This window comes from Flavobacterium sp. 22659 (genome assembly GCF_052044235.1).
In the GTDB taxonomy this organism is placed as follows: Bacteria; Bacteroidota; Bacteroidia; order Flavobacteriales; family Flavobacteriaceae; genus Flavobacterium; species Flavobacterium johnsoniae.
Genome location: NZ_JBQEMU010000023.1, coordinates 50,424 through 74,521 on the forward strand (window position 1 = coordinate 50,424; position 24,098 = coordinate 74,521).

14 protein-coding genes are annotated in these 24,098 nt (G+C 34.3%); 8 read left to right on the forward strand and 6 right to left on the reverse strand.

From position 1 onward, the window contains the following. Positions 1-44: 44 nt before the first annotated feature. The 5 genes from ACTJIW_RS19695 to ACTJIW_RS19715 form a co-directional block, all read right to left on the reverse strand. Positions 45-1,802, reverse strand: a complete 1,758-nt coding sequence (locus ACTJIW_RS19695; protein ID WP_440715804.1) for a flavin monoamine oxidase family protein — start codon at positions 1,800-1,802, stop codon at positions 45-47. A gap of 294 nt (positions 1,803-2,096) precedes the next feature. Next, a complete protein-coding gene (locus ACTJIW_RS19700; protein ID WP_440715805.1) occupies positions 2,097-3,521 on the reverse strand; it encodes a SusD/RagB family nutrient-binding outer membrane lipoprotein in 1,425 nt (474 codons plus the stop codon). Positions 3,522-3,533: 12 nt separating this feature from the next. Continuing rightward, on the reverse strand, positions 3,534-6,710 hold the full coding sequence (locus ACTJIW_RS19705) for a SusC/RagA family TonB-linked outer membrane protein (protein ID WP_012026465.1): 3,177 nt from the start codon (positions 6,708-6,710) through the stop codon (positions 3,534-3,536). A gap of 706 nt (positions 6,711-7,416) precedes the next feature. Continuing rightward, positions 7,417-8,106 (reverse strand): SIMPL domain-containing protein, encoded by a 690-nt coding sequence (locus ACTJIW_RS19710; RefSeq protein WP_440715806.1) that lies wholly within the window; start codon positions 8,104-8,106, stop codon positions 7,417-7,419. 54 nt (positions 8,107-8,160) lie between these two features. Further along, positions 8,161-8,799, reverse strand: a complete 639-nt coding sequence (locus tag ACTJIW_RS19715; protein ID WP_440715807.1) for a rhomboid family intramembrane serine protease — start codon at positions 8,797-8,799, stop codon at positions 8,161-8,163. A 112-nt stretch (positions 8,800-8,911) separates the two neighbouring features. Between ACTJIW_RS19715 and ACTJIW_RS19720 the strand changes: the two genes are divergently transcribed. Next, positions 8,912-9,784, forward strand: coding sequence for a lysophospholipid acyltransferase family protein (locus ACTJIW_RS19720; RefSeq protein WP_440715808.1), 873 nt, complete (start codon positions 8,912-8,914; stop codon positions 9,782-9,784). Between the two features lie 66 nt (positions 9,785-9,850). Here the strand turns inward: ACTJIW_RS19720 and glmM are convergent, their stop codons facing one another. Then, complete coding sequence (gene glmM, locus ACTJIW_RS19725) at positions 9,851-11,239, reverse strand: phosphoglucosamine mutase (RefSeq protein WP_274250764.1); 1,389 nt, start codon at positions 11,237-11,239, stop codon at positions 9,851-9,853. 253 nt (positions 11,240-11,492) lie between these two features. On the opposite strand from glmM, the gene ACTJIW_RS19730 reads away from it, so the two are divergent. From ACTJIW_RS19730 to ACTJIW_RS19760, 7 genes are all read left to right on the forward strand, one after another. Then, entirely contained in the window at positions 11,493-12,077 is a 585-nt protein-coding gene (locus tag ACTJIW_RS19730) for an ACP phosphodiesterase (protein ID WP_440715809.1), read from the forward strand. Positions 12,078-12,089: 12 nt separating this feature from the next. Beyond that, positions 12,090-13,772: a gamma-glutamyltransferase gene (ggt, locus tag ACTJIW_RS19735; protein ID WP_440715810.1), complete on the forward strand. Its 1,683-nt coding sequence runs from the start codon at positions 12,090-12,092 to the stop codon at positions 13,770-13,772. A gap of 84 nt (positions 13,773-13,856) precedes the next feature. Beyond that, a complete protein-coding gene (locus tag ACTJIW_RS19740; RefSeq protein ID WP_012026472.1) occupies positions 13,857-15,641 on the forward strand; it encodes a chloride channel protein in 1,785 nt (594 codons plus the stop codon). 63 nt (positions 15,642-15,704) lie between these two features. Beyond that, entirely contained in the window at positions 15,705-16,658 is a 954-nt protein-coding gene (locus ACTJIW_RS19745; RefSeq protein ID WP_440715811.1) for a Fic family protein, read from the forward strand. A gap of 102 nt (positions 16,659-16,760) precedes the next feature. Continuing rightward, on the forward strand, positions 16,761-19,592 hold the full coding sequence (gene uvrA, locus ACTJIW_RS19750) for an excinuclease ABC subunit UvrA (protein ID WP_433812621.1): 2,832 nt from the start codon (positions 16,761-16,763) through the stop codon (positions 19,590-19,592). Positions 19,593-20,309: 717 nt separating this feature from the next. After that, positions 20,310-21,038, forward strand: a complete 729-nt coding sequence (locus ACTJIW_RS19755) for a TIGR00730 family Rossman fold protein (protein ID WP_073410959.1) — start codon at positions 20,310-20,312, stop codon at positions 21,036-21,038. 296 nt (positions 21,039-21,334) lie between these two features. Continuing rightward, complete coding sequence (locus tag ACTJIW_RS19760) at positions 21,335-24,082, forward strand: aminopeptidase (RefSeq protein WP_440715812.1); 2,748 nt, start codon at positions 21,335-21,337, stop codon at positions 24,080-24,082. The last annotated feature ends 16 nt before the right edge of the window (positions 24,083-24,098 follow it).

Here is a 24,098-nt window from a genome sequence, read left to right on the forward strand (position 1 = left end):
TTTTTTAAATTAATGATTTGAATTACTAACAAAAACTTCTCCTTTTACCATCCTAAATAGTAATTGTCAGGAAGCCAGAACGGACGTTTCAGCCCAAAATAATCCTGCAGCATTTTCTCTGCCTCACAAAATGCTCCTTCAACCCAGCCCTGCTGATCTGAATATGCTTCACCGCAAATATGAATCTGTTCATCATGTTTTGGTTTTCTCATATATTTCATGACATCTCCAACAGAAAATCCTGCTTTCCACGCATGATATCCTGCTCCAAAAGGCTCATCTGTCCAGTCTTTAAAATAGGTTACATAAGGTTCTGGTATGGTTACATCTTTACCGTGCAGTTCGCGAAGCTGATTCATCAATTCGTCTACCATAAGTTTTGTAGCCTGTACATCATTTAATTGGTGAAGCTCTTTTAACGAAGCCGATTTAGCCGCTTTAACTTCAAAAAGTACTTTATCATCAGAAAGCGCTTTCCAGAATGTTTCGGTTTCCATATCGCCGTAGCTTCCTAAAAGCATGGAGTTTTTCGTTTTTTTATCGGTTCCAAAGTAGTAGCATTGTCTCATTGGTAAATCGGTAATCGAATGTCCTGAATCTATTCCTAATTCTTTCCACCACGGATATTCAAAGCCCATTAATATTTTGAAAGCCGGCTCCATAATAACAGAACGGATATTTTCATTTAAAACCGAATTTTCATTCACATTGAAAAAGAAATTGTTCTGGTCTAAAAGTTCTAAAGATTTTCTCGGCATAGCCAAAACAATTGAATTAGCATATACATGCCATTTGCTGTTGGTTTTTATATTTAGAAAAGTAAGCTGGTATTTATGTGTTTTTACAGAATGTTCTTTGGTAAAAGTCTCTAATTTGTTTTCTGACCAAATGCACGCACCTTTGTGTTCCATATAAGAATTGGCAACTGCATAAGCAATACTGTCGTAACCTTCTTCAATGGTTTTATAAATTGTTCCTGCAGTAAAATCGCCCACCATATAAGGAAAAGCTTCGGCAGAATTCCAGTTGATGGTATTTGAATAATAACCTCCCGCATTGGCTAAAAACTCATATCCTTCCTGCGAAACCTGATCTTTAATTAAATTCCAGAAACCCAGATCGTTTACTTTTCTTTTATCATAAGGCGATTTTGGAAAATTGTAAACCAGTCTTGGTTTGATTTCATCCCAATCTTCACTCGTTAACTCAAAAGTATAATCGTATACATTATGTCCTTTTTTGATTTTTTTGCCATAGGTTTTCGCAACCCACGGATCAGCCATTAAAACATCATAAATAATTTTATTAAAAAGCTGGTCTGAACTAAAACCTACATCATTTTTATTAAGATAATATCGCGTTGGCAGTTTTTTACCTTTTTTCTGAGCTTCATCCCACGCATCTTGTTTAAAACGTTCTTTTCTAAGATACATTAGTAATTTTGACGACTTGCCCATTGGAAACGGAACCGGTGTCATTTTATCTTTTAAAACAGGAATACGTTTTTTAGGATCTTTTGGGGATACATAACCTTCAATTAAAGTAGTTACGATTTCCTGAGAAGTCAGATAGCGCATTCCTCCTAACTCGCCCCAGAAATCCATTCCCGGCATAATAACAGATTCCAGTCTTCCGCCCAGTTTACTGCTCAGGTCAAAAATCTGCACCTGATCTGCGGTATATTTTTTATCTGTTACCAAACGATAAGCGGTGTATAATCCGGAAGTTCCGGCACCAATAATAGCAGTTTCGATTTTTAAATCAGGCTGCATTCCTGAATTTAAAGGTGTGTTTTTATTCATAGTTTTGTGGTTTATAGCAGTTTTGGGATATACATTTAGACAATACTTGAACATTGTCATGAGTCTAAATTATTGCAGATACAAAATCGATTATAAAAAAATGACACAAAGCGGAAATTATTGGTCACAAAACATACTTTATACAGGATGAAAAATTAAAGCAGAAAAAATGCGCAAATTCAGAGAGATTTGTGCATTTCTAATTGCTGTTTTGCAGTAAAACAAAAAAGGCTGCCTCACGAATTGTGAGACAGCCTTTCTTTATATTCAGCTTAAAATTAGTTCTAATGCAGATTATTTTACATCAAACCATAATTTTGTAGTCAGTAAATCTTTTCCCTGAGCTTCTATCGCAGCCTGATAACTGATCCCATTTAATGACTGCTCTGTACCCGGATAGAATAAACGAGAAGGAATTTTTCCGTCTAAAACAGTATTTGGGCCCGCTGTTAATACTGGATAATCTAATCTTCTCCATTCTGTAAAAGCATCCAAACCTTGTCCGAAGAAAGCAATCCATTTTTGAGTACCAATTGATTTCGCATAATTTGATGCATCGTACTTCACGTTTGCCTGATTCAAATAATTAGAAATAACTGTTGCATCAGTAATTCCAAATTGATTGAAAGATGCCGTAATTGCATTTTTATAAAGCTGTTCTGCATCTCCAGAAATATAACCTCTAGCTGCAGCTTCAGCAAGATTAAACAATACTTCAGAGTAAGAATAAATTACCGCTGGTGATGTTGATGTCAGAAAATAAGTTCCTGGTTTTGATGTTTTGGCAAAACCCTGGCTGTTGGCATCACTGTTGGATAATCCGTTACCGCCGCCAACGTATGTACCAACACTTGCATCTGATGGCAATTGTGCATAAACCGGTAAACGCGGATCTGAAAATTCTTTTAATTTATCTACCATAGTTTTTGAAATACGGAAATCATCACGAGTTTCAAACCAGGCTGATGCAGGGTTTTGTTGAGGCGAGCTGATGTAAGTAAACTTAAATGTATCTGCATTACTGGCTAATACTCCAGCCGCATCACTTGTTGCATCAATAGCAGCTTGTTTAGCTAAAACCGGTTCTCTGTCTGAAATTCTTAATGCAATTCTCAGACGAAGTGAATTCACAAATCTTTTCCATTTTACAACATCTCCCTTGTAAACTAAATCTCCAGTTACAGTACCATTTGCTGCTCCTAATAAAGACTGTGCTTTTTTTAAATCTTCAAGCAGACCTGTGTACACATCTTTTTGACTATCGTATGCTGGTGTTACTTTTTGACCTGCTTCTTTGTACGGAATATTTCCGTAAGCATCTGTCAACAATAAAAATGTCCATGAACGTAAAGCAATAGCAATTCCTTTATAATTTGAATTGGCCTGAGCATCCGGGAAATTAATAATGGTATTCAAGTCTGTAATCAAGGTTGCATAACCTGTATTCCATAAAGAAGTAAAAGACGTGTTCGAAACATCATATCTGTCTGGCTCAGTGTATTGAATTTTAGCCCAATGCTGTACAAATAGTAAAGACGAGTTAAAATTATTAGCATCTCCCCAATATAAGTCAGCTCCTTGTTTTAAAGTTCCTGTTAACAAGTAAGGTGCCAATGGTGTTTCAGTTGCATTTGGATTTTTGTTGATATCATCCAGCGTATCGCTGCAAGAGGTCAATGTTAATGCAAATAGAGTTATATAGGCTATTTTTTTTAGCATGATTCTTTATTTTTAGAATTTAAGATTAACATTAAGGCTGAAATTTCTAGTTGTTGGTAAAGCTAAACTCTCCAAACCTTGTGCATTTCCAGTATTGAAAGCCGTTTCAGGATCAATATTTGGTGCATCTTTGTAGATAAAGAAAAGGTTACGTCCTACTGCAGTAATACTTGCCCCTTCTAATCCTAGTTTTTTAGCAAATGACTTGTTGAAATTGTAAGCCAGTTTAATTTCTCTCATTTTTACAAAAGTTGAGCTGTAAATGTAAGCTTCACTAATGTTGTATGATGCTTTGTAATATTCCTGCGCACTGATTATAGTAGTGTTTGGAGTTCCATTGTCATAAACTCCGTTAAAAACCATACCGTCATCATAAACTGCTGCTCCGCCTGGTGCTGCTCCGTTTACTAAAGTTTTTGTAGTACCATTTAAATAATAGCTCAAACCGCCATTTTCAGCACCACGTCCCGGAAGCGTTGAAGCCAATACACCTGTATAAGTTCCGGTTCTGTTAGTTCCTGAGAAAATTTCACCTCCTACACTTGCATCAACAAGAAACGATAATTCAAGATTTTTATAAGTCAAAGTATTAGTAACACCAGCTAAATAATCTGGAGTGTAATGTCCTAAAACTCTTTTCGTTGGATCTGCTTTTGGTAATCCGTTTGCTCCTACTACAATGTTTCCGCTTGCATCACGAAGGTAAGCTGTTCCGTAAAGTGCGCCATAAGCTTGTCCTACAGATGCTAATACATCAACACCGCCTGATGAACCAATTGTATAGTTTTGGATTTGTTTTGCATAATCTAAAATCTCTACTTTACTTCTGTTTCTAGAATAATTGGCTCCAATATTCCATTTGAAATTTTCAGTCTGAACCGGAGTTCCGTCTAATTGAATTTCTATACCATTATTGTTGACTTTTCCAGCATTGATTAACTGAGAGTTATATCCGCTTGAAGCTGTTGTTTTAATCTCCAAAATCTGGTCGAAACTATTTGTATTATAATAAGCAAAATCAAAGTGAAGTCTGTTTTTAAAGAAAGAAGCCTCTAAACCTACCTCAGTCGAACGAGTTGTTTCTGGTTTTAAGTTTTCATTCAATTTCTTTTGTGAAGAAGTCTGAATTGGATTTCCGTCAAATGCAGTCTGGAAATTATAAACTGTAGACAATTGATAAGGATCTGCATCATTACCAACTTCAGACCATCCACCGCGTAATTTTAAGAAATCAAGTGTATTGCTTTTTAATTTTAAAGCCTCAGATAATATTAAACTTCCATTAATAGATGGATAAAAATAAGAACGGTTACTGCTTGGTAATGTAGATGACCAGTCATTACGAGCTGTAAGGTTTAAATAAGCATAGTTTTTATATCCAAATTGTGCCGAAGCATAAGCACTGTAAACTCTTAATCTTGACAATGTATTTGATGATGTCAATGGATCTCTTGAATTCGTCAAAGTGTACAAATCAGGTACAGCTAAACGTGGTGCTTTTTGATAATTGTTTGCATCGCTGTGGTTACGAATATTAAAACCGGCAAGTGCATCTACAGTAAAATCATCATTAAGTTTTTTAGTATAAGTAAAAATACCTTCAGTATTCTGCTCATTTACAGTGTAAGCATCTTCTGCATAAGAACCAAAAGGCGTTCCGTTTGTACCGTATTTGATAGTGTATTTTCTTCTGTCATTATAGTAATCAACTCCTGTACGGAATTTAAAGTTAAGACCTTCAGCTAATTTTGCATCCAAATGCACATCACCAATAATACGGTTACGCTGCTGGCTTGTAGTATTGTAATAAGCATTCCAGTAAGGGTTGCTGTAGTAACTGTTGTTCCAGTTAACATCTCTGTTATTTCTAAGCTGATTGATATCAACCTGACGTCCGAACCAAAGGAACTGAAGCATTACACCAGCTGCACGGTTTCCAGATGGACCACCTGGTAAAGCCGGAGCATTAGTTGTAATATAATTAGCTGTAGCACCAACTCTAATACCTTTTGAAATTTGGTAATTAGTATTAATAGTAAAGTTTGTTTTGTTTACTTCACTATTTGGCACTGTTCCTAATTGTTTTTGATTGTTTACTCCTAAACGAAAATCTGATTTTTCATCTGATCTTGCTACAGAAATACTATTGTCATACGTAACACCAGTATTAAAGAAGTCTTTCACATTATTTGGATGAGCCACAAAAGGTACAGCTTCACCGTTTGAGTAGAATTGAGGAATCAAACGTCCATCCAATCTTGGTCCCCAGCTTTCGTCAACTCCATCATTTACGCCGCCTCCTTTTCCGTCAACAAAACTAAATCTTCCGTTTGAACCTTGTCCGTATGAATTTTGAAAACTTGGTAAAGTAGCTACCTGAGAAATTGTAATACCAGAACTGAAGGTAATTCCAAGTCCCTTTTGGCTTTTTCCAGATTTTGTAGTAATAAGTACAACACCATGCGCCGCACGCGATCCGTAAAGTGCCGCTGCGTTAGGACCTTTCAATACTGTTAACGTTTCAATATCATTCGGATTTAAATCGGCAATTGCATTTTTAAAATCACGAGTTGCCCCTCCAACGCTTCCTAACTGCGAGTTGTCTACAGGAACTCCATCTACAACAAATAAAGGCTGATTGTTTCCTGCAATAGAAGTTTCTCCACGAATAATAATACGAGAAGAACCCATATCACCCTGAGAGTTTGTAATACGCACCCCGGCTAATTTACCGCTAAGACTGTTTAAAAAGTTAGTTTCTTTTGTATCAGCGATATCTTTGTTTTTAAGTGCCTGAGTTGTGTATCCTAAAGATTTCTTTTCTTTTGAAATACCAAGTGCCGTAACCACAACTTCTGATAATTGATTTTGTTCTTCAGTAAGTTCAATAACAACCGGATTATCATTAACTACAACTTCTGCTTTTTTATAACCTAAATAGCTTACTATTACAGTATAAGGAAATTTTTGTCCAGTTTGAAAGAAAAATTTACCGTCAAAATCTGTTTGAACACCATGTGTCGTGCCTTTAATAACAACAGAAGCACCAATAACAGGGTCTTTTGTAACAGCATCAACCACCGTTCCTACGAGTTTTGACTGGATCAACGGCTTAGTCTCCTGAGCGTTAATCCCTATGGAAATCAACAAAATACATAACCATGTATATCTATTTAATATTTTTTTCATTACTTTGTTTTAGTTTAATAAATCAAGGCAAGCAAACGGATATACTCCATTCCCGCTTTCCTTCTAAGAGATGTACAATTTCTTTAAGCTTCGCCATTTCTGCTGCAACAGAAATGGTTTTTTATTTATCTGCAACACATTCGTTTTTTCATTTTTCTTTTTATTTTGATTACTATTTATTTTGAATTGGCTTTTATACAATTTCAACCCTAAAATGTAAGGCAGTGTTTTTACTAAAAATTGGTATGAATTTGTGATTGAAGAATTATTGACATTGAAAATTCTAACAGAAATTGCAAATGATCACTCGCCTGTTCAAATTGAAATCTCTTTGAAGGCCTTTAATCTTTAACTATTTTTTAAACTCTACTAATTTGATAGAACAAAGATATATTTAAAAACAATAATCAAAAAGTTTTAAGAGAACTTTTTGCAAAAAAAATGTTAACGAAATTGTTATAGTAATTATAAACACCTAAAAATAAGACAATTAAAAAACAAGTATTTTTTGCACATCATGTAAGATTTTTTTTAACTCAATGCCGAAAAATCAAAAAAATAAAGTGTTTAAAAAAAATAACGCCTAGCTTTCAGACAGAAATTAGGCGTTATTTAAGAGTAAATCTTAAAAAAAATGAAGACAAAAAAAATCCAAATTCCTTAAAAATTGGAATTTGGATTTTAAAATATTTAGATATTTATAGACTTAGTCTAAAACAAAACTCACGCTTACATTAGCTGTAATTTCGATTTCTCCAATTGCAAGAGTTTGATTTGAAGCACCAGAAGCATCCATCATTTCTGTTTTCATTGCAGCATACATTGGTCTTGGGTGGTAAACCTGAGAGTTATCAGAAATTGTAAATGCTTTACCTACTTTTTGACCTAAAACAGACACGTATTCTTCTGCTTTTACTTTAGCATCTTTCATAGCAATTTTTCTTGCCTCAGACTGGTATTGTGCCAATTTAGAAGATTCAAAAGAAACATTATCAATACGGTTAATTCCTTGTTGCACCAAACCTTCCATCAACTCATCATATTTGTTTAAATCTTTTAATACGATTTCAACTGTTTGAGCAGCATTGTAGCTTGTTTTCTTTTTCTCGTAATCGTACTGCGGATTAAGAGCAACTTGTTTAGTTTTAAAATCTGTTGTTGGAACATTCATTTTTTTAATGAATTTTAAAACCGCATCCATTTTTTCGTCATTTTGTTTTTTGACGTCTTTAGCATTATTCCCTTTAGTTTCAACCGTAGCTGAAATACAAACCTGATCAGGGGCTACTTTTACTTTTCCTTCTCCATTAACGTTAATTAGAGGTATTTGTTTAATTTCCTGGCCGTAAGACATAGTCATAAACATGATTGTTAAAAATAATACTAATTTTTTCATTTTTTGTGATATTTTAAGTTATTTGATAAAGGCATTTCAAAAGTTATGCCAGCATTATATTTTTCCTGATTTTGCCAATACAAAAAGTACAATAATTGGAATTGCCAGTAAAATGGTCATCAAACTATGATCTACAATTAATGAAGGTACTTTTATCAAAGTAATTAAGTATCCGCCAACTGCGCCTCCAAAATGCGCCGTATGACCAATATTGTCATTTTTGGCTTTCATTCCATAAATTGAATACAATAAATATAAAATTCCAAAAAGATAGGCTGGTATTGGAATAACAAAAAATATTCCCAGCATCATATCCGGATGCAGTAATATAGCCGAATACAAAACTCCGGTAACCGCTCCAGAAGCTCCAACTGCACGATAACTGTAATCGTTTTTATGAAACAGCATAGTAAGAAGGCTTCCAAAAATCAGACTTCCGAAATAAACCAAAACAAAAGAAAAATTTCCGAGCGAATCAATGACAACTGGCGCAAAAAACCAAAGTGTAAGCATATTAAAAAATAAATGCATCATATCTGCATGCAAAAATCCAGATGTGAGCATTCTAATTTGTTCTCCGGCGCGAATACTTCCTACGTGAAATTCAAATTTTCTAAAAAAAGCATAATCATTAAAACCTTTATAGCTTATAAGTATATTGGCTACTATAATTCCAATTAAAATGGTATTCATAAATAATATTTAATGTGAAATGTAAATATAGTCAATATCGAACATATCTTGATGAGAATCCAAAATATCGATCATTTCTCATTTTTGCTTTATATTTGTAAAAAAAATATACATGCAATTTCTCGTTTATATATTAGCCTACCCATTATTATGGCTGATCTCTATACTTCCATTCCGCTTATTTTATTTATTCTCTGACTTTGTTTGCTTTTTAGTTTACAGAGTAATTGGGTATCGCAAAAAAGTCGTACGCGAAAATCTGGCTCTTACTTTACCGCATTTAAGCGATGCTGAAAGAAAAACAATCGAAAAGAAATTTTACCACCACATGTGCGATATGTTTTTGGAAATGGTAAAAACGATGAGTATTTCGCCGGAAGAAATGGAAAAAAGATTCCATGTAACGAATATCGAATTGGTACAGGATTATTATAAAAAAGGCAAAAGCGTTATTCTTGTAGCCTCTCACTATGCAAGTTATGAGTGGCTTTTAACAATAAATCCAAAATTAGGTTTTCAGGGCGTTGCGGTTTATAAAAGATTAGCCAATCGTTATTTTGATAAACTGATTAGAAAAATACGATCAAAATACAATACAGAAATGATCGAAACCAGACAAGCAATTCCAACAATGGCACAAAACCAGCGCAAAGGATTTGTAAGCATGTACGGTTTAGCAAGTGATCAATCGCCAAAACTGGACCGAATTTTTCATTCGATGAAATTTATGGGTATTGAAGTTCCTGTACATACAGGCGCCGAAATGCTGGCCAAAAAATACGATCTAAGCGTAATTATGGTAAAAGTTAAAAAAGTAGCCAGAGGTTATTATGAAGCAACTTTTCTAACCATTGCAGATGATCCTAAAGAATATCAAAATTTCGACATCACTGAAAAGTATTTAAAAGAAGTTGAAAAACAAATTTATGAAGCGCCAGAATATTATCTGTGGACTCATAAAAGATGGAAACATCGAGTTGAATAATAAAAAAAACACCTCTTTCAAAAAATATGAAAGAGGTGTTTTTTTTTACGTATTGCAATCTTAAAATTAAATTCCTGCAATAACTTTTATTTCATCAATAATTCGAAGAGCCAGTTTATCTGCTGCATCTTGCGAAGGTGCTTCAGTATAAATACGAATAATTGGTTCTGTGTTTGATTTTCTTAAATGAACCCATTCTGCAGCAAAATCAATTTTTACACCATCAATTGTCGAAATATCTTCGTTTTTATATTTTTCAGTCATGGCTGTTAAAATCGCATCAACATCAATCTGCGGTGTTAATTCGATTTTGTTTTTGCTCATATAATACTCCGGATAAGAAGCTCTCAAAGCAGAAACAGATATTTTTTTATTTGCTAAATGAGTTAAAAATAAAGCTACTCCTACCAGACTGTCACGTCCGTAATGCAATTCAGGATAAATAATTCCACCGTTACCTTCACCGCCTATAACTGCATTATTCTTCTTCATTAATTCTACAACATTCACTTCTCCTACTGCACTTGCCTCGTAGTTTCCGTTATGTGCATTTGTCACATCACGCAATGCACGCGAAGACGACATATTTGAAACGGTATTTCCCGGAGTTTTACTCAAAACATAATCAGCGCAGGCTACCAAAGTATATTCTTCACCAAACATTTCTCCATCGTCGCTGATAAAAGCCAAACGGTCAACATCCGGATCAACAACAACTCCTAAATGTGCTTTTTCTTTTACAACTAACTCAGAAATATCCGTTAAATGCTCTTTTAAAGGTTCCGGGTTGTGCGGGAAATGTCCGTTTGGTTCACAGTACAATTCTACCACTTCAACGCCCATTTGTTTTAATAATTTTGGAATAATAATTCCTCCTGATGAATTTACTCCATCAACTACTACTTTAAATTTTGCAGCTTTTACAGCTTCAACATCAACCAAAGGTAAGTTTAAAACCTCGTCAATATGAATATCCATATAAGCATCATTTGGAGTAATTTCTCCTAAATTGTCAACATCAGAAAAATCAAAAGCTTCAGCTTCGGCAATTTCTAAAATTTTAGCACCATCGGCACCGCTTAAAAATTCACCTTTTTCGTTTAACAATTTTAAAGCATTCCATTGTTTCGGATTGTGAGAGGCTGTTAAAATAATTCCTCCGTCTGCTTTTTCTAACGGAACTGCAACTTCTACAGTTGGCGTTGTCGAAAGTCCAAGATCAATTACATTAATTCCTAAACCTATTAAAGTATTTACTACCAGATTATGAATCATTGGTCCGGAAATTCTGGCATCACGGCCAATTACAACCGTTAGTTTTTCTTTTGAAGTATTGTTTTTTAGAAAAGTTCCGTAAGCCGATGCAAACTTTACAGCATCAACAGGAGTCAGGTTATCTCCAACTTTTCCACCAATAGTTCCTCGTATTCCTGAAATCGATTTTATTAAAGTCATTTTTGTGAGTTATGGTTACCAAATACAAATATAGAAAAGTTACGAAGGTTCTAAGATACTAAGCAGCTAAGATTTTTCAGAAAAGGTCCTAAGATTTTTTGGCATGAAGAATGAAGCTATCTCTCATTGCTTGAAATGAAGTCAAAAAGTTTTCATACTTTTACTAAAATAAGCTTATAGTCTTAACCACTTAGTTTGTTAGTAATAAAAACTTAGTGTCTCAGCAACTTAGAACCTTAGCATCTTAAAAAGAATGAATTTCTTAGCCCACATATATCTTTCCGGTGAAAATGACTTAATTAAAATTGGCAATTTTATGGCCGATGGAATTCGCGGAAAACAATTTGAACAATTCCCTGATGATGTTCAAAAAGGAATTCTTTTACATCGTTTTATTGATACTTATACCGATTCGCACGATATTTTCAGACAAAGCACAAAAAGGCTGCACGAAAAATACCATCACTATTCTGGCGTAATCGTTGATATTGTTTACGATCATTTTTTAGCCAAAAACTGGACAAATTATTCAGATGAAAAACTCGAAGATTTCATTAACCGGTTTTACAATTCCCTGCATGAAAATTATTCTATTTTAACTGAAAAAACGCAGGGCTTAATGCCGTATATGATCGAAAGAAACTGGCTTTTAAGTTATAAAACCGTCGATGGCATCCATCAAATTTTAACCCAGATGGACAGAAGATCAAAAAACATCTCAAAAATGCAGTTTGCCAGCGAGGAATTAAAAGAATTTTATAACGAATTTGAACAGGAATTCACTGTGTTTTTTGAAGATCTCCAACTACATACCGAACAAAAATTACTCTCATTATAAATAAAACCGATTATGAAAAAAATTTCACTTCTATTTTATTTTATCTCAATTTATAGTTTCGCACAGCATACGGCACCACCAACAGGATTAGTTGCCTCAAAAGCAATGGTGGTTTCAGCCCGCGAAGAAGCCTCAAAAATTGGCGTTGAAATCATGAAAAAAGGCGGTAACGCTTTTGATGCCATGGCAGCAACTGAGCTGGCACTTGCAGTAGCATATCCATACGCAGGAAATCTTGGCGGAGGCGGCTTTATGGTTTACAGAAAAGCAAACGGCGAAGTAGGCAGTTTGGATTATCGCGAAAAAGCACCTCTTGCTGCAACAAAAAATATGTTTCAGGATAAAGACGGAAATGTAATAAAAGGCAAAAGTACCGAATCGGCTTTAGCGATTGGTGTTCCGGGAACTATTGCCGGAGTTTTTGCAGTTCAGAAAAAGCTGGGATCTCTGCCAATGTCAGAAATTTTAAAACCTGTAATTGCCCTTGCAGAAAAAGGGGTTGTTGTAACCAAAAAACAACAAAAACAATTAGAAGCTTATCACGATGCCATAGTAAAAGCAAATGGGCCCAATACATTAATGGCAGGAAAATTTAAAGAAGGCGATACGATTAAATATCCGGCTCTTGCCAGCACTTTAAAGCGAATTTCAAAAAACGGAAAAGACGAGTTTTATAAAGGTAAAACCGCTCAGGTTTTGGTAGATTATCTAAAGAAAAAAGGCGGTATTATCACTCTGAAAGATTTAGCATCTTATGAAGCAAAATGGAGAAATCCATTACAGTTTGATTATAAAGATTTGAAAGTAACATCGATGGCGCCTCCAAGCAGCGGCGGGATTTGTCTGGCTCAGATCATGAAAATGATTTCTCCTTTTTATTTGTCTAAAATGGGACATAATTCTGAGCAATCCATTCAGGTAATTGTAGAAGCAGAAAGAAGAGCTTATGCCGACAGAAGCCAGTTTTTAGGCGATCCAGATTTTGTAAAAATTCCAATTAAAGGACTTTTATCTGATTCTTATTTAAAAGAAAGAATGTCGAATTTTGATTCGGAAAAAGCTACTTTATCATCAGACATAAAAGAAGGAAAAGTAACGTATAACGAAAGCACCGAAACTACGCATTACTCTATTGTAGATCAGTTTGGAAATGCGGTTGCTGCCACAACAACCATCAACGACGGTTTTGGTTCAAAATATTACTGCGATGAATTAGGCTTCTTTTTAAATAACGAAATGGATGATTTCAGTGCAAAACCAGGCTCACCAAATATGTTTGGATTAGTTGGAAATGAAGCCAACAGTATTGCACCTCAAAAAAGAATGCTGAGCTCCATGACTCCAACTATTGTAGAAAAAAACGGAAAATTATTTATGGTAGTAGGTTCACCAGGCGGATCGACTATTATCACATCGGTGCTTCAGACTATTTTAAATGTTTACGAATACAATTTAAGTATGCAGGATGCTGTAAATGCACCACGTTTTCATCATCAATGGCTTCCGGATCTTATAACTTTTGAACCTGATACTTTCGACAATAAAACGCTGGAAGGCTTAAAATCTAAAGGATATTTAATTAACGAAAAAACAACGCCTGTAATTGGAAAAGTAGATGCAATTCTGGTTTATCCTGACAACACACTTGAAGGAGGTGCCGATTTTAGAGGCGATGACAAAGCGGCTGGATTTTAAATTCAAAAGATTTAAGTAGAAAAATTTGATAAAAACGAATGTTTAGAGTTAAATTTGCATTCTCCGTAATTTTTTAAAATACTAATGATAAAAAAACTGTTTAGACGACTGGAAAGTATTATTGCTTTGGCTCAATCTATTTTGACACCAAAACAATTCATTTTTTTATCAAGTGTTTTAGTGGGTATTTCCTGTTCTTTTGCAGTAATTATCCTGAAAGCTTTTGCCCATAATGTTTTTTCTTTTGCAACTTATATAAGCGGAATTTTAAAATTAGGTTTTATTAATAGTATCCTGCCTATAATTGGTATTCTGCTTACAGTTTTGGTTGTAAAAAAGGTTCTAAACGGATCGATTCAAAAAGGAACTTCACAAATTTTATACGCAGTTGCTAAAAAGGCAAGTATAATTCCGAGAAAGCAAATGTATGCGCAAATTGTAACAAGCTCTTTAACTGTTGGTTTAGGAGGTTCTGCAGGTTTAGAAAGTCCAATTGTAATTACAGGAGCCGCTTTTGGTTCTAATTATGCACAAAACTATAAATTAGCATACAAAGACCGTACTTTACTTATTGGCTGTGGTGTAGCAGCTGGAATCTCAGCAGCATTTAATGCCCCAATTGCCGGAGTTCTTTTTGCTATTGAAGTTTTATTGGTAGACGTCAGCATATCGGCTTTTACACCTATTATGATTTCAGCGGCGACGGGTGCTTTGGTATCGGCAATTGTATTAGACGAAAGCATTCTTTTATCTTTTAAAAAACAAGAAACTTTTGATTATCATAATATTCCTTTTTACGTAATTTTAGGCTTAATAACTGGTTTTATGGCTGTTTATTACGCCCGAAATTTTCAAAGGGTAGAACATTATTTCTCAGAACTAAAAATGGGACCTTATAAAAAAGCCCTGATTGGTTCTTCGCTTTTAGCACTTCTTATTTTTATTTTCCCAACTCTTTTTGGTGAAGGATACGAAAGCATCAAAACATTATCTGAAAGTGATCCCGGACAATTGTTAGACAATACTTTATTTGCCACATGGAGAAATAACAACTGGGTTTTACTGCTTTTTATTGGATGCACAATGATGGTAAAAGTCTTTGCATCCGGACTTACGCTTGGAAGCGGCGGAAATGGAGGTAATTTTGCTCCTTCCCTGTTTTTAGGATCTTATTTAGGATATTTCTTTTCAAAACTTGTTACCCTTACTGGTTTATCAAAACTGCCTATTACTAATTTTACAATGGTTGGAATGGCCGGAATTCTTAGCGGATTATTCCATGCACCATTAACAGCAATATTCCTTATTGCCGAAATTACAGGAGGTTACGGCTTGATGATTCCGCTTATGATTGTTTCCTCAATCAGTTTTGCTATTTCTAAACGTTTTGAAAAATATTCGCTTGACGTAAAAAATCTTGCGAAAAAAGGGCACGCTTTTACCAGTAATAAAGATTCTAATATTCTATCGACTCTGGATATTGATACGATTATCCAAACCGATTATTTAACCGTTTCCCCAGAAGATCATTTGAGCAAATTAGTCGACCTTATTTCGCATTCCAATCAGGTAGTTTTTGCTGTTGTAAATAATGATCGGGATCTTGTTGGAATTGTACATTTTAATGATATCCGCGAAATCATTTTTAATGCTTACCGCGTAAAATATACGTTAATTAAAGACGTAATGAAAACGCCTGCAGCAACCATTTCTTCAAATGACAGTATGGAAATTGTCATGACCAAATTCGAAAGATCAAAATCAGCTTTTCTTCCTGTACTTAGAAATGACAAATACTTCGGCATCATTTCAAAATCTATTGCACTTGAAGCCTACAGAATGAAACTGCGTTCTATGACAATAGAATAAGCTTAATATCGGATAAGTTAAAAATTTGCTATAACCGATATTATGAAGTAAATTTGTAGGATTATGTGGAATATTGACTTAACATACCGAGACGAATTTCAATCAACTTTTGATCGATTGTACCAAAAAAGACAGGAACTGCAAACCAGCAGACCACTGCCTAATATTGCTTTACATAAAATCCGCGAAAGTTTATCTCTCGAATGGACTTACAATTCAAATAGTATTGAAGGAAATACAATGAGCTTACGTGAAACCCAAATGGTTATCCAGGAAGGAATTACCATAAAAGGGAAATCACTTCGAGAGCATTTTGAAACCCATAATCACGACAAAGCAATTGACTATTTATATTCAATTGTTGATGATAATTACAAACTTAGAAGTATTGATATTCTTTCTATTCATGGTTTAGTTTTACGTTCCATTGAAGATGATTTTGCTGGCCGCATTAGAAACGGAGGTGTTCGTATTTCAGGAGCGAATTTTACGCCTCCAAATGCTAATAAAGTTTCAGATTATCTAGATGAATTAATTGACTTTATCAATACAAATCCATTAGGTTTAAATGATATTGAGCTGTCAACAATTTACCATCATAAATTAGTCTGGATTCATCCTTTTTTTGATGGAAACGGCCGTACAGTTCGTTTAAGTATGAATTTATTATTAATGCGTTGTGGTTTTCCTCCGGCTATTATTTTAAAAAACGATAGAAAAAAGTATTACGAAGCATTAAATCAAGCCAATAATGGCAATTACCAAAAACTAACGCTTTTGATGTGTCAGGCACTTGAGCGCACACTCAATATTTATTTAAATGCAATGCCCGGAAGCACTTACGATTATCAGCCTATACAAAATATCGTAAGCGAGCCAGAATCTCCATATGGTCAGGAATATGTTAGTTTATTGGCCAGAACAGGAAAAATAGATGCTTATAAAGAAGGCCGAAACTGGTATACAACCAAAGAAGCCATTGAAGAATATATGGCCACAAGAAAAAGAAAACGCTAGTTCTAAACTAGCGTTAATTTGTTATTAATTGTAACATAAACTTTTGCATTCGAGTACAAAAAGAACAAATCAAAGTGGTAACTTTGCGTTTTGCTCATTTTTATGCTAGATAAAGACAACACTATTGAAGTTCTTGGCGCAAGAGTTCATAATCTAAAAAATATCGATATTTCAATTCCGCGTGAAAAACTGGTGGTAATTACCGGTTTATCAGGTTCGGGAAAATCATCTTTGGCATTTGACACTATTTATGCCGAAGGCCAGCGTCGTTATGTTGAAACTTTTTCGGCTTATGCCAGACAATTCCTTGGCGGTTTAGAACGTCCAGATGTTGATAAAATCGACGGACTTTCTCCCGTTATTGCCATAGAACAAAAAACTACCAGTAAAAGTCCGCGTTCAACCGTTGGAACCATTACTGAAATATACGATTTCTTAAGACTTTTATATGCCCGTGGTGCAGACGCTTACAGTTACAACACAGGCGAAAAAATGGTTTCATATTCTGATGAACAAATTAAAGATTTGATTATTCAGGATTATAACGGAAAACGAATTAATATACTGGCACCTGTAATTAAGGCCCGTAAAGGTCATTATGCCGAATTATTCCAGCAAATTACAAAACAAGGATTTCTGAAAGTCCGCGTAAATGGAGAAGTTCAGGATTTAACAGCCGGAATGAAACTGGATCGTTATAAAACACATGATATTGAAATCGTTGTGGACCGAATGGTTATTGAAGATAATCCGGATAATCAAAAACGATTAGCAGAAAGTATCAATACTGCTATGCATCACGGTGAAAACGTATTGATGATTTTAGATCAGGATTCAAATGAAGTACGCTATTTCAGCCGAAACTTAATGTGTCCTTCAACCGGTATATCCTATCAAAATCCAGAACCGAATTTATTTTCTTTTAACTCTCCAAAAGGCGCCTGTCCGCATTGTAACGGATTAGGAACTGTGCACGAAATCAATGTTAAAAAAATAATTCCAAATCCGAAATTATCGATTAAAAGCGGTGGTTTGGCTCCGCTTGGCGAATACAAATCATCATGGATTTTCAAACAGTTAGAAACCATAGGTGAGAAATTTGGATTTAAAATTACAGATCCAATCGAGAAAATTCCGGAAGAAGCCATGACGATGATTCTGCATGGCGGAAAAGATAAATTTACCGTAAGTTCTAAAGATCTTGGTGTTACCCGCGATTATAAAATTGATTTTGAAGGAATTTCAAACTTCATCAAAAATCAATATGATGAAAGCGCAACAACCAGCATAAAGCGCTGGGCGAAAGATTTTATGGACGAAATTCCTTGTCCGGTCTGTGAAGGTTCACGCCTTAAAAAAGAAGCTTTATTTTTTAGAGTAAATGAAAAAAATATCACTGAATTGTGTGATATGGATATTTCAGATTTAACTGCGTGGTTCCATGATTTAAACAGCCACCTAACTGATAAACAGCTTTTGATTGCTTCTGAGGTTGTTAAAGAAATTAAAGACCGTTTGAACTTTTTAATGAACGTTGGTTTAAACTATCTGGCTTTAAGCCGAAGTTCAAAATCACTTTCAGGAGGTGAAGCACAGCGTATTCGTCTGGCAACCCAAATTGGTTCACAATTAGTTGGTGTGCTTTATATTTTAGATGAGCCAAGTATTGGTTTACACCAAAGAGACAATGAAAAACTAATTCATTCACTTGAACAATTACGTGATATTGGAAATTCGGTTATTGTGGTAGAACACGATAAAGACATGATCGAAACCGCAGATTATGTAATTGATATTGGTCCAAAAGCCGGAAAATATGGAGGAGAAATCATCAGTATTGGAACTCCTGCAGAAACTTTAAAATCAGATACTATTACCGCTCAATATTTGAATGGTAAAATGAAATTAGAGATTCCGAAAGAACGCCGTAAAGGAAATGGAAAATTCTTAAAACTAACCGGAGCAACAGGAAACAACCTTAAAAATGTTTCTATCGAAATACCTTTAGGTCAGTTAATTTGTGTTACGGGAGTTTCAGGAAGCGGAAAATCAACTTTGATCAACGAAACGCTCTACCCTATTTTGAACGCTTATTACTTTAATGGCGTAAAAAAACCACAGCCTTATAAAAAGATTGAAGGTTTAGAACATATAGATAAAGTTATAGATATTGACCAAAGTCCGATTGGAAGAACACCGCGTTCAAATCCAGCAACTTATACCGAAGTTTTTACAGAAATCCGAAACTTGTTCACGATGACTTCTGAAAGTATGATTCGCGGTTACAAAGCCGGACGCTTCAGTTTTAACGTAAAAGGCGGACGCTGCGAAACCTGCGAAGGTTCTGGAGTTAGAACAATCGAAATGAACTTTTTACCAGACGTTTATGTAGAATGCGAAACGTGTCAGGGAAAACGTTTTAACAGAGAAACACTTGAAATTCGATACAAAGGAAAATCAATCTCGGATGTTCTGGATATGACGGTTGACGAAGCGGTTCCGTTTTTTGAAAATATTCCGAAGATTTACAGAAAAGTAAAAACAATTCAGGATGTTGGTTTAGGATATATTACACTAGGACAGCAAAGTACAACGCTTTCCGGTGGTGAAGCACAACGTATTAAACTAGCAGGAGAATTATCTAAAAAAGATACTGGAAATACGTTTTATATTCTGGACGAACCTACAACCGGATTACACTTTGAAGATATTCGCGTTTTAATGGACGTAATCAATAAATTAGTAGATAAAGGAAATACAATTCTGGTTATTGAGCACAATATGGATGTTATTAAACTTGCAGATTATATTATCGATATTGGACCTGAAGGCGGAAAAGGCGGCGGACAATTAATTGCCAAAGGAACACCGGAAGAAGTAGCCAAAAATAAAAAAAGCTATACGGCTAAGTTTTTGAAAAAGGAATTGGAATAACCAAATTTTTATATGGGGTGGATTAAAATCCATCCCAGTAATATATACCGATCCTATGGATCTATTCGCGTGTATCGTATCTTTTTTTGACGGATTAAAATCCGTCGCTACAAAATGAATCGGCCAAAGGCTCTTTATGAATTGATTCTCAAAAAAAATCTATAGAAACGACAGATCAATAGCAACGGTTTTTAATCTTTTCAAAATATTGATACGTACCAATAAAAAGTTCCATAGGAATGATGCATATTGTAGCAACGGATTTTAATCCTTTGATGATTTTGAAACGTCACACAATTGAGTTCCGTAGGAACGACATATATTAACCACAAACTCTAATTTATTATCAAACACCACATTCATTGTAATCATCTGACAATGAATCAAAAAACTATAATCTAACATTATCTCAACATTACTTTTAGATTATAAATTTTCTTTTTTGTAACAATTCTAGAAAAAAGAGTTAATTTAGTATCCGCTTTTTTAAAAAAATTCAATTTTTTAAGAAGAGTTTTTTTTCAGATAAACCAATTGTTTGTTTGAAACCAAATGCCCTAGCTCTGATGGGAACGGCATTTCCCGATTTACAAAAAAGGCTTTTCAGCCGTAGTTTTTCTAAATTGGAAATATAGTAAACAGCAGGACTAAGCTCCTTCTTTAACTATTATAATAATGACAGCTTAAATAAAAATATAAATAATTAAAATACCTAAAATGAGATTAGAAGATTTTGATAATGATGAGGACAAAGTAATCCAGGACAGTTTAAAACAAAAAACCTGGAATGAAATTAGAACCAATGACAGCTGGGCGATTTTTAAAATTATGTCTGAGTTTGTAAACGGTTACGAAAGCATGGGGCGTATTGGTCCTTGTGTATCTATTTTTGGATCTGCGAGAACAAAACCAGACGACAAATATTATTTATTGGCAGAAAAAATTGCTTATAAAATCAGTAAAGCCGGTTATGGCGTAATTACGGGAGGAGGCCCGGGAATTATGGAAGCTGGAAATAAAGGTGCACATATGGGAGGCGGAACGTCTGTTGGTTTAAACATCGAACTACCTTTTGAGCAGCACTTTAACCCTTATATTGATCACGATAAAAACCTGAATTTCGATTATTTCTTTGTGAGAAAAGTAATGTTCGTAAAGTATTCACAAGGTTTTGTGGTTATGCCGGGAGGTTTTGGAACATTAGACGAAATGTTCGAAGCTATCACTTTAATTCAAACCAAAAAAATTGGAAAATTCCCAATTATATTAGTTGGTGTAGAATTTTGGTCTGGTTTAATCGAATGGGTAAAAACAGTTTTGGTAGAAAAAATGCATACTGTAAGCCCGGAAGATTTAAACTTATTCAAGATTGTAGATACTGAAGATGAAGTAGTTGATGTTTTAGATAAATTCTACAAGAAATACGATTTGAGTCCGAATTTCTAAAATATCTTTTTAATCTTACAAAGATAAATATATTCTGTAAGTTTAAGTATTCTTAAAAAAATCTGCACTTCTTAACCCTACAAGGTTAAATTTGCACCAATTACTATATAAAAATGAAAGCTGTTTTTTTTAACAGCTTTTTTTATGCTATTTTTACAAAAACCAAAACAGCTTTACACACGTAACTTAAGGTATATATAATTTTAAGCCAATTCTTGAAATCATTCTATAAAATTATAATCATAATCTTTGCTTTATTCAATTCAATAAAGCAATATGCACAACATCAGTCTAAGATGGAAGTGGCGGTTAATCTTGAACTCAAAACACTAAACGTAAAACAGGATATTACCTATTTAAATACTTCAAATGATACTTTGGTTTCTATTGTTTTAAACGACTGGAACAATGCTTTTTCAGATAGAAATACACCTTTAGCAAAACGTTTTTCTGATGAATTTTATCGCGGTTTTCATTTGGCAAAAACTGTAGAAAAAGGAAATACCACAATTTTAAACCTGACCGATTCAAACTTTACGGCTCTTGAATGGGAAAGAACAGAAAAAAATCCGGATTTTATCGTTATACGGCTGAATAAAAAACTTCTCCCTGGCGAACAAATTGATCTGCATATTACCTACATTTCAAAAATTCCAAGTGATAAATTCACCCATTACGGATTTGACCAAAACGGGATGAACTTAAAAAACTGGTTCCTGACCCCTGCCCGCTTTGAAAATCATGATTTTGTAAAATACAACAACTTTAATCTTGACGATATTGCAAATGCCGAAGCTGATTATGAACTTGAAATAAAACTCCCAAACAATTATTCTATTATAACCGATTTAAATTCGGTTTCAAAAGACAGCACTAATGCTGCTTACAGCACCTATTCGTTTGCAGGAAATAATAGAACTGATTTTAATTTGTTTATTGAAAAACAAAACAATTTTAGAAGTTATAACAACGGAACAATTGAGGTTTTAACTGACTTGAAAAATAAGAAAATAACCGAGATTCAAAAAGCAATTGTAATTAATCGTGTTGCTGCGTTTGCGAATGAATTTATTGGGAAATATCCGCATGAAAAAATCACAGTTTCGCAGGCAGATTATGAACGAAATCCTTTTTATGGACTAAATCAGCTTCCTTCTATAATTAGTCCGTTTTCTGATGAGTTTATGTTTGAGATTACTTTTTTCAAAACCTATCTCAACAATTATCTAAAAAACTCCCTCCGCCTTGACCCAAGAAAAGACAATTGGGTTTATGATGGAATCCAGATCTATGCCATGATGAAATACATGGAGGAATATCATTTAGATGAAAAAATGCTGGGCAGACTTTCGAGAATGAAACTTTTTAAAAGTTACAATATCACCAATTTGACTTTTAACGAGCAATACAGCTATTATTATATGCTTATGGCACGTAAAAATCTGGATCAGCCGCTTGGCGATCCAAAAAACACTTTAATAAAATTTAACGAGCAGATTGCGAGCAAATACCGCGCTGGTTTAAGTTTAAGCTATTTAGATGATTACCTGAACCATAATATTGTTCCCGAAAGTGTTCAGGAATTTTATAATCTTAATAAATCACAGCAGACAAATCGTTATGATTTTGAAAAAATCTTAATTAAAAAAAGCCCTAAAAATCTCGATTGGTTTTTTAATACCATAATCGATTCCAGAGAAATAATAGATTATAAATTTACAAACGTATCGAGAACTGCCGACAGCGTTCAGTTTTCAATAAAAAGCAAAACTGACATTTATGCGCCTATTCCGGTTTACGGCCTTAAAAAAAATAAAATTGTTTTTAAAGAATGGATTGAACCGAAACAACCAGATTCAGTTTACCAGTTCAGCCGAAAAAATGCTGATAAATTAGTTATCAATTACGATAACGAAGTTCCGGAATTCAATCAAAGAAACAACTGGAAATCATTAAAAAGCTTGGTAATCACAAATCGCCCAATCAAATTTAATTTTGCAAAAGATTTAGAAGATCCTTATTACAATCAGATTTTATATATACCAACCCTCACCTATAATTACTACGATGGTTTTACGCCCGGAGTACGTTTTCATAACAAAACCATTTTAGATAAACCGTTTACGTTTGATATTAATCCTGCTTATTCTTTAAAAGCCGGAACATTATCTGGTTCTTCTGCTTTTGCATGGAGTCAGTATTATCGAAACAGTACTTTATATAATGTAAGATATTCTCTAAGCCAGAACTATTTCCATTATGCGCCGGATGCAACGTATTTGAGACTGAATCCTATGGTGCAATTTCGAATTCGTGAGGAGAATTTTAGAGACAACAGGAAACAGCTTATTATGTTTCGTCAGGTAATTGTAAATCGTGAGGCAAGCGAATTTATTACAGACAATTCAAAACCAAATTATTCTATTTTCAATGCGCGGTATGCAAATACTAAAACAGAATTGGTCGATCATTTTAATTTCATGACCGATGTTCAGTTTTCAAGTGGTTTTGGTAAAGTCTCCGCAGAAGTAGAATACAGAAGATTATTTGAAAACAACAGAAAGTTAAACCTGAGAGTATTTGCCGGAAGTTTTATTTACAACACAACAAATTCAGATTATTTTAGTTTTGGTTTAGACAAGCCGACTGATTATTTATTTGATTACAATATTCTGGGAAGATCAGAAACTACAGGTATTTTCAGCCAGCAGTATGTAATTGCCGAAGGAGGTTTTAAATCTAAGCTGAATCCTGCGTTTGCAAACCAATGGATGGCAACTGTAAATGCCAGTTACGCACTATGGAACTGGATTGAAGTTTATGGCGATGCTGGTTTTTTAAAAAATAAACATCAAAAAGAGTACTTCGCTTACGACAGCGGCATACGCTTAAACCTTGTTCCTGATTATTTTGAGCTTTATTTTCCGGTTTACTCAAATAACGGATGGGAAATATCACAAAATAAATACAACGAAAAAATTAGATTTGTGATAACTTTTTCTCCTAAAACATTAGTCACTCTTTTCACTCGAAAATGGTTTTAATTGAATAAATTTTAAT

Coding starts and splice junctions, on each gene's coding strand:
- uvrA (WP_433812621.1), top strand. CDS start 16,761: ATGCTAGATAAAGACAACACTATTGAAGTTCTTGGCGCAAGAGTTCAT.
- ACTJIW_RS19700 (WP_440715805.1), bottom strand. CDS start 3,521: ATGCTAAAAAAAATAGCCTATATAACTCTATTTGCATTAACATTGACC.
- ACTJIW_RS19720 (WP_440715808.1), top strand. CDS start 8,912: ATGCAATTTCTCGTTTATATATTAGCCTACCCATTATTATGGCTGATC.
- ACTJIW_RS19745 (WP_440715811.1), top strand. CDS start 15,705: ATGTGGAATATTGACTTAACATACCGAGACGAATTTCAATCAACTTTT.
- ACTJIW_RS19755 (WP_073410959.1), top strand. CDS start 20,310: ATGAGATTAGAAGATTTTGATAATGATGAGGACAAAGTAATCCAGGAC.
- ACTJIW_RS19740 (WP_012026472.1), top strand. CDS start 13,857: ATGATAAAAAAACTGTTTAGACGACTGGAAAGTATTATTGCTTTGGCT.
- ACTJIW_RS19695 (WP_440715804.1), bottom strand. CDS start 1,802: ATGAATAAAAACACACCTTTAAATTCAGGAATGCAGCCTGATTTAAAA.
- ACTJIW_RS19715 (WP_440715807.1), bottom strand. CDS start 8,799: ATGAATACCATTTTAATTGGAATTATAGTAGCCAATATACTTATAAGC.
- ACTJIW_RS19730 (WP_440715809.1), top strand. CDS start 11,493: ATGAATTTCTTAGCCCACATATATCTTTCCGGTGAAAATGACTTAATT.
- ACTJIW_RS19710 (WP_440715806.1), bottom strand. CDS start 8,106: ATGAAAAAATTAGTATTATTTTTAACAATCATGTTTATGACTATGTCT.
- ACTJIW_RS19705 (WP_012026465.1), bottom strand. CDS start 6,710: ATGAAAAAAATATTAAATAGATATACATGGTTATGTATTTTGTTGATT.
- ACTJIW_RS19760 (WP_440715812.1), top strand. CDS start 21,335: ATGGAAGTGGCGGTTAATCTTGAACTCAAAACACTAAACGTAAAACAG.
- glmM (WP_274250764.1), bottom strand. CDS start 11,239: ATGACTTTAATAAAATCGATTTCAGGAATACGAGGAACTATTGGTGGA.
- ggt (WP_440715810.1), top strand. CDS start 12,090: ATGAAAAAAATTTCACTTCTATTTTATTTTATCTCAATTTATAGTTTC.